This is a genomic window from Streptomyces solincola (genome assembly GCF_002982015.1).
In the GTDB taxonomy this organism is placed as follows: Bacteria; Actinomycetota; Actinomycetes; order Streptomycetales; family Streptomycetaceae; genus Streptomyces; species Streptomyces solincola.
This window is the reverse complement of record NZ_PVLV01000499.1, coordinates 1-4,734: the sequence shown is the minus strand read 5'-3', so window position 1 is coordinate 4,734 and position 4,734 is coordinate 1. Positions and strand designations below refer to the sequence as shown.

The following is a 4,734-nucleotide window of genomic DNA, read 5'->3' as shown; positions in this document are numbered from 1 at the left end:
CGGCGGGCTGGGGCGGCGGGGCGGTGTGGGCACGGGCAGGCACCTCCGCGTCGGACCGGGGTCCGGGGAAGCGGACCGGGGCGGGAACAGTAGGCCCATACGATCAGCGGCCGGACGTATCGCCCGGGCGGCGCGCAAGGGTGTCCCCCGTTCGCGGTAACGTGGCGGGCCGCCCGCACGTCACCACCCGAGCCACACCCGCCGTACTCCGAAGGAATCCCCATGCCCCCGACGCCGACGGACATGCCGACGGACCCGCGGCCGGCCGCGCCGGTCCCGGTCTCCGTGATCATGCCGGTCCTCAACGAGGAGCGGCACCTGCGCAGCGCGGTCCGCCACATCCTGGAGCAGCAGTACGAGGGTGAGATGGAGGTGGTGATCGCGCTCGGCCCGTCCACCGACCGGACCGACGAGATCGCCGCCGAGCTGGTGCGCGAGGACCCCCGGGTCCGTACCGTCCCCAATCCCACCGGCCGCACCCCCGCCGCCCTGAACGCGGCGATCAACGCCTCCCGGCACCCGGTCGTCGTCCGGGTCGACGGGCACGGCATGCTCTCCGCGGACTACATCGCCACCGCCGTCCGGCTGCTCGCCGAGACCGGCGCGCAGAACGTCGGCGGCATCATGCACGCCGAGGGCGAGAACGCCTGGGAGGACGCCGTCGCCGCGGCGATGACCTCGAAGATCGGCGTCGGCAACGCCGCCTTCCACACCGGCGGAAAGGCCGGCCCGGCCGAGACCGTCTACCTCGGGGTGTTCCGCCGGGAGGCGCTGGAGACCCAGCGCGGCTACAACGAGGAGTTCATCCGCGCCCAGGACTGGGAGCTGAACTTCCGCATCCGCGAGGCCGGCGGGCTGATCTGGTTCTCGCCCGAGCTGCGCGTGCAGTACCGCCCGCGCCCCAGCGTCCGGGCGCTCGCCAAGCAGTACAAGGACTACGGCCGCTGGCGGCACGTGGTGGCCCGCTACCACTCGGGCTCCATCAACCTGCGCTACCTCGCCCCGCCGACCGCCGTCTGCGCGATAGCGGCCGGCCTGGTCGCGGGCGTGCTGCTCACCCCGTACGCCCTGATCGTCCCGGCCGGCTACCTGGCGGCGATCACCGCCGGCTCGGTGCCGGCCGGCAAGGGGCTGTCGCTGAAGGCCCGCCTCCAGATCCCGGTGGCCCTGGCGACCATGCACATGTCCTGGGGGTACGGCTTCCTCACCAGCCCCCGCGCGCTGGCCCGCAAGGTCATCGCCAGCCGCCGCCCGGCCGTGACGGCGGCGGACACGACGGCCGCCTGAGACGCGTCCTCGGGGGCCCGACCGGCCCCCGAGGACACCTCCGCTCCTACCAGCGGTACGGCTCGTAGACCGGCATGCAGCCGCTGTCGCCGCCGTTGATGGCGTCCGCGTCCTTCGGCAGGTCGCCCGCCTTGGGCTTGTCCGCCTTCGGGAAGGCCGAGCCCTCGCGCCAGTCCGCGCCGACGGTGAGGGTCAGCACCTCCACCTCGCCGGCCCGCACCGCGCCGGTCGGCAGCCCGAGGGCCTTGGCGACGGACAGCGCGTCGGCACGCTCCTCCGCGCCGCCGGCCGCCCGGTAGACCAGCGTGGTCTTCTCGACCGGGTCCAGGCTGCCGGAGGCGGTCGCGGCGGTGAAGCCCGCGGCGCGCAGCGCCTCGGCGACCGCCGTCGCCCGGCCCTTGACCGGCGCCCCGCTCTCGCCGCCGGTGCCGTTGACGACGGCGACCCCGATCGACGCCGGCTCGGCCGCGGCGGGGCCCCTCTTCGCGGGGTCGGGGGACGGCGAGGGCTTCGCGGCCGGCTTGCCCTGCTCGCTCGGCTCGCCGTTGGCGTCGAAGGCGACGTCCTCGCGCAGCAGCGAGAACAGCTTCTCCGCGTCGGAGTCGACCGGCACCAGGTGGTTGCGGTTGTACGCGTACTCCTGGGTCGGCAGCGTCGTCATGGTGATCCGCTCCAGCGGGACGCTCTTCAGCTCCATCGCCAGGTCGAACAGCCGCATCACCGAGCCGAGCTCGTCGGAGACCTGGAGCGCCTTGGTGCCCTCCTCGGCCAGGTCCATGATCCGGCCGGTGTCGGTGAACGCGTTCTGCTCCTTGAGCTTGCGGATCAGCGCGCTGATGTACATGTGCCGGGCCTTGGCTCGGCCCTGGTCGTTGAAGAACGCGTGCCGGGTGCGCAGCCACTGGAGGGCCTGCTCGCCCTTGATCTCGGTGGTGCCCTTCCGCAGCTTCAGCCCGGAGCCGCCCGTGACCGCCGCCGTGGGCCGGTCCCAGACGTTGTCCTCCACGCAGACCGGGACGCCCTCGACCGCGTCGGCCATCTTCACCAGTCCGGCGAAGTCGACCATCATCCAGTGGTCGATGTAGACGCCGCTGAGCTTCTCCCAGGTGGCCAGCGTGCAGCCCGGACCGCCACGTGCCAGCGACTCGTTGATGATGGTGGTGACCGGCTTGAACTTCTCGCCGGTCGCCGGGTCGGTGCAGGCGGGGATGTCCACCCGGGTGTCCCGGGGGATGCTGGTGATGGAGGCGTTCTTCCGGTCCGCGGAGACGTGCAGCAGCATCTGCACGTCGGCCCGGGGCGGGGTGCCGCGGTTCTCCCGGCTGCCGCCGAGGGCCACGTTCGCGTCGGAGTTCCGGCTGTCGGAGCCCAGGAGCAGGATGTTCAGGGGGGTCTCGCCCGCCGCGTTCGGCTCGGCCTTGGTCACGCCGCTCTTGCCGCTGCTGCGCTCGCTGCTGCGGAGGTTGCCGTCCAGGTGGCGGTAGTACAGGTAGCCGGCGCCGGCCGTCCCCAGTATCAGCAGCGACAGCACCGAGGCGCTCCACCGCAGGACGCGCCGGCGTCCCTTGCGGGGCGTCCGCCCCGGCCCTCCGCCCGTGCCCGCTCCGGCTCCCGCGCCCTCCGCCGACGCCGTGCCCGCGGAGGGCGTGCCCGCCGGCGCCGCGCCCGCGGACGCCTTTCCGGCCGGAGACGCAGCTCTCGCCGCCTCCGGTCTACGGCTCCGGGGACGGGGAACGCTCCGCTCCCCGTCGACCCTGCTGCCTCGTCCCACCCCTGGTCCCCCTGCCCTGCCGGCGGCGTCGCGTCACTACCGCGACTACCCCGCTCTGGTCACTGTGCGCAGATGCGCTTGTCCGCCCCGACCTGGCCCACGTCCGGCGCCTTCTTCGGCGGGGTGATGGACGTGCCGGCCCCCTTGAAGTCGCCGCCGAGCACCAGCTTCATCGGCTGCATGGCCTCCGCCTGCTCGGCGGCCGGCTTCATCGCCGTCGCCGGAAGCCCCATCAGGTCGGCCAGCGTGCGCGCCTGGTCGGCCTGGTTCGGCCCGTACTCCAGAGACGTCTTGTCCTGCTTCGGGGCGTTGTTCTGGTTCGAGGACTTCAGCACGCCCTGCTGGTTCTGCAACCAGACGAGCGTCTGCTGCGCGGCGCCGATGACCCCGCTGCCGTTGTAGACGTCCACCCGGACCTCGGAAACGTCCGCACGCGCACCCTTGAGCAGCGCCTCCTGCTTGCTCTTGGCCTCCTTCTCCTTCTTCTTGACCTCGGTGAAGGAGACGTCGTTCTGGAGCATGCTGAAGACCTGCGGGGCCTTGGTCTCGTCGAGCACGACCGTGGCCTTGACCGCCTCCGCCGGGTTGTCCTTGACCGGGACGGTGGCGAAGGTGATGTTCTTGAGGTCGATGGAGGCGATCTCCTGCCCCAGACCGGTGAGCTTGGGGATGTCGCCGATGCCGCTGTCCACGGTGAGCGCCTGGGTCACCGCGTCGGCCAGCTTGTACATCCGCTTGGGGTTGCCGAGCGTCTCCTCCTTCATCTTCCGGATCATCGACGCGATGAACTGCTGCTGCATCTTGATCCGGTCGAGGTCGCTCTCGTTGCCCAGGCCGTGCCGGTTGCGCAGGAAGGCGAGCGCCTGCTCGCCCATGATCGTGTGGTCGCCGGCGGTCAGGTCGAGCTTGGACCGGTCGTCCCGGATCGGCTCGGCCAGGCACACCTCCACCCCGTCGATGGCGGTGGTCAGCGTCTTCACCGCGTTGAAGTCCGCCATCATGAAGTGGTCCGGCTTGATGCCGGTCAGCTTCTCCACCGTGCGCATGGTGCAGCCCGGGTCGCGGCCCTCCACGCCGAAACTCTCGTTGAAGCGGGTGAACTTGTTGCCCGTGATGACCTTGGTGGAGCCGTCCGGCTGCTTGGTGGGGCAGTCGGGGATCTCGGTCTTCAGGTCGCGCGGGATGCTCAGCGCGGTGGCGTTGGTGCGGTCCTCCGACACATGGAAGAGGAACGTCGTGTCGGCGTGCCCGGTGGAGTTCTCCCGGTCGCCGTAGTCCTCGTTGCCCGCGCCGGTGCGCACGTCCGAGCCCAGGATCAGGATGTTGATCGGGCCGTCCTTCAGCGAGCCGCCGTTGGCCGCGTCACCGACGTCCACCGTGTTGATGTTGCCGTTGAGCTTGTCGTAGATGACGTACGCGGTGACCGAGACGCCCACGACGACGAAGCCCATGATCCCGGCCGTCCACAGCAGCGCCTTCTTCTTGCGCGGGGCGGGCTGCTTGCGCTTGCGGCGGCCGCGCGGGTCTGGCGGCGCGGCGGCCGCCGAGCGGCGCCGCTGCCCCGGCACCGGCCGGGCTCCGTCGGCGGGGCTCCCCGCCGCCGCGGGCCCCGGCGCCGGCCTCGTACGCGGTCCGGAGCCGGATCCGGAACGGGTGGCGGAGCGGGGGGCGGGAGG

The 4,734-nt window shown here is 72.1% G+C and carries 3 protein-coding genes; 1 reads left to right on the top strand and 2 read right to left on the bottom strand.

Translation table 11 applies throughout. The annotated features are described in order from the left end of the window. Positions 1-222 precede the first annotated feature (222 nt). Positions 223-1,287, top strand: coding sequence for a glycosyltransferase family 2 protein (locus C6N75_RS25695; RefSeq protein ID WP_258177614.1), 1,065 nt, complete (start codon positions 223-225; stop codon positions 1,285-1,287). 46 nt (positions 1,288-1,333) lie between these two features. Here the strand turns inward: C6N75_RS25695 and C6N75_RS25690 are convergent, their stop codons facing one another. Together C6N75_RS25690 and C6N75_RS25685 are read right to left on the bottom strand one after the other, a co-directional pair. Beyond that, positions 1,334-2,818 (bottom strand): LCP family protein, encoded by a 1,485-nt coding sequence (locus tag C6N75_RS25690; RefSeq protein ID WP_258177613.1) that lies wholly within the window; start codon positions 2,816-2,818, stop codon positions 1,334-1,336. A gap of 299 nt (positions 2,819-3,117) precedes the next feature. Then, positions 3,118-4,734, bottom strand: a 1,617-nt coding sequence (locus C6N75_RS25685) for an LCP family protein (protein WP_407703276.1), incomplete at its 5' end; no start/stop codon positions are given.